Origin of the sequence: Streptomyces sp. NPDC058964, from assembly GCF_042741275.1 — a bacterium.
Classification (GTDB): domain Bacteria; phylum Actinomycetota; class Actinomycetes; order Streptomycetales; family Streptomycetaceae; genus Streptomyces.
The window spans coordinates 1-2,869 of sequence record NZ_JBHYKH010000781.1 but is presented as its reverse complement, the minus strand read 5'-3'; the positions used below and the strand labels follow the sequence as shown (position 1 = coordinate 2,869).

1 protein-coding gene is annotated in these 2,869 nt (G+C 77.0%); it reads right to left on the bottom strand.

Going from position 1 to position 2,869, the window contains the following annotated elements; all coding sequences use genetic code 11:
* Positions 1–171: 171 nt before the first annotated feature.
* Positions 172–2,826, bottom strand: a complete 2,655-nt coding sequence (locus ACFW2E_RS44625) for an AMP-binding protein (protein ID WP_384477253.1) — start codon at positions 2,824–2,826, stop codon at positions 172–174.
* Positions 2,827–2,869 lie beyond the last annotated feature (43 nt).

The following is a 2,869-nucleotide window of genomic DNA, read 5'->3' as shown; positions in this document are numbered from 1 at the left end:
GATCTGCGCCATCCAGCCCATCGTGATGTAGGCGGCGGTGGCCTGGAGGCCGAAGAAGACGGCGAGCGCCCAAGCCGTACGGCTGCGGGTGATGCGCAGCGGGGGCTGCTCGGCCTGGCGGCCGTCGGCGGCCCCCCCCCCCGCGCGGCGCCCCGCCCCGCCCCGGGATTTCTAGAACGGGTCGTTGAGGCGTTCGTTGATGTGGTCGAGGCAGAGTTCGTAGAGGTCCTCGGGGTGGCTCTCGTGCCAGCCCTCGGGAGCCGGGGCACCGGCCGGCCACAGTGCCTGGTGGCCCGCGGCGTCGGCGAGGACGACGAACGTCGCGAAGTCGTCGGCGAACGGGTCGTCCTGCGCCGGGCGGTCCAGCACGCGCAGCATGCCGTCGGCCGACAGACGAGCCGCGCGTCCGGTGCGCCACATGCGGGCGGTCGTGCCGTCGGGGCCGCCGAACGGGTCGGGCAGGAACCGCTCACCGGTCCCCGCGGGATCCCCGGCGTAGCCCTGGGCCACACCCGCGCCCGCGATGTAGAGGGCACCGGTCTCGCCGGGGGCCACCGGCCGCAGCCGGGCGTCGAGGACGTAGGCGCGGTAGCCGGGGGCGGGGCGGGGCGGTCCGCCGGGCAGCTGCTCGATGACGAAGCGGCCCTCGGCCCAGCCGCCGCTCACGGACAGTTCGGCCCCCTCGGTCCAGGCCAGCGCGACCAGCGCGGACAGTGCGTCGTCGGCGCCGCCCAGCACCACCCGGGCACCCTCCTGTCGTAGCCAGCGCAGTACCTCGTGCGGCACCGCCTGGGCGAGCGAGCCGTCGGGCAGGTGCACCCGGGCGCCGGAGGCGAGCGCGCCCAGCAGGCCGAGCGTGGCGTCGGCGTCCGGGTAGCCGCGGACCAGCCAGGCGGCGTCGGCCGATTCGGCCACGGTCGCCGCGGCGACCGTCTCGGGGCCGACCACCACCGTGCCGTCCTCGCAGGGCAGCAGCAGTACCGCGTCGTCAGCGCGCAGCGGGCGTGTCCGGTCGGCGTCGGTCACCGGCCAGCGGCCGGTGGCGGGCAGCCGGTCGGCGGCCTCGTCCCGGACCAGCCGGGCCGCGCCCGGGACGGCCGGCAGCACCAGGTCGGCGGTCTCGTCGAGCAGCAGCACCACCGGCTTGAGCGACTCGTCCAGGTCCAGTGCGGGATCGACCGGCAGCAGCGCGGCACCCGTCTTGGCGACGGCCAGCGCGGCCACCGAGAACCCGGTCAGCGAGGACAGCGCGGTCAGCACCGAGGTGCCCGGGCCCGCGCCGTGCGCGATCAGGGCGTGCGCCAACAGGTCGGTACGGGCGTCGAGTTCGGCGTAGCTCATGCCGGGCAGCGCGATCGCCTCGGGGGCGCGTGCCACCTGGGCGGTGAACAGGGAGGCCACGCTCTCGGCCGGGAGCGCCGCGCTCTCGCCGGCCCACACCCCGGTCTCCGCCGAACCGGGCACCAGCCGCAGCCGGCTCAGCGCGGCCTCCGGGTCGTCGAGGGCGGCTTCCAGTACGGCGGTCAGCTGGCCGGTGAGCGAGGCGGCGGCCGCCTCGCCGACCGTCTCGTGCCGGTAGGCCGTCATGAGGGTGATGCCGGCGGGCGCACCGGCCGCGGTCTGCCGCTCGGTCAGGGTCAGCCCCAGGTCGGTGGCGGGCAGCGGGAGTTCGGCCTCGTCCGGCCGCACGGTGAGCCCGGCCGCCTCGAACCCGTCGCCGGTTTCCTGCAGCACGGTCAGCGCGACCCCGCCGGGCAGCGCGGCCAGGGCGGCGTCCGCGTCCCGGTAGGCGGCGAGGTCCGACTCGCGCACCCGGCGCAGCAGCTCGCCGAACGCCGGATCGCCCGAGGCGTCCACCGACAGCGCCAGGATCCGTCCGTACGGGCCCACCGCGCCGCGCAGCGCAGCGCTGTCCCGGGCCGGGACCGGCGCGGCCACGGTGATCTCGTCGGGCGCGCCGAGCCGGGACAGCAGGGCCGTGAGCGCGGTGTGCACCACCATGAACAGGGTGCTGCCCCGTTCGGCCGCGAACCGGGTGAGCCGCTCGTGCAGTTCGTCGCCCAGTTCGACCTCGAGGGTGCCGTAGGAGGCGGCCCCGGCCCGCGACACGCTGCCCGGCAGCGGGGTGGGCTCCAGGTCGCCGAAGATCGCGCGGGGTGCCGCGTCCAGCCCGGCGGGGGAGCGGTGCGGGGTGGCGCCGGTGGCGCGGGCCTCGTAGGCCCGGGCGAGCTCGGCGGCCAGCGGCAGGTGCGACCACGGGTCGACCGAGGCGGCGGGCAGGGCGAGGTCCAGCAGGTGGTCCTCGGGGCCCAGGGAGCGCAGCCGGGTACCGGCCGCCCCCAGCAGCGAGTTGCGCAGCGCCTCGTGCCGCCGCCCCAGGTCCTCCAGGGCCTCCTCCAGGGCCCGTTGGTCGAGGCGGCCACGCAGCCTCAGCGGCAGCACCGCACTGTCCCCGCCCGCGGCGGCGGGGCCGGTGGCGGCGGCGGGGGAGTCGCCGAGCAGCGCGGCGAACCCGGCCGGTGTCGGCGCCTCGTACAGAGCCCGGCCGCCCGGCTCCACGTCCAGGGTCTCGCGGGCCCGCGCCAGCAGCCGGTCCGCGGCCTCCGGGTCGCCGCCGATCCGGAAGAAGTCGGAGTCGGCGTGCACTTCGCGGCGCGGCAGCCCCGTCACCTCGGCGAACAGGTCGCGGACGATTTCCTGGATCGGTGTGCCCGGCTGGGTGCCGCAGCGGTCCGTGGCGAGCGCGGGGGCGGGCAGCGCCGTGCGGTCGACCGTGCCGTCGGCGTTCAGCGGCAGCGCGTCCAGGGTCGTGAGCGCCGAAAGCACGAACTGTTAGTGCCGCCGCTCGCGGATATTGACACGCAGGACG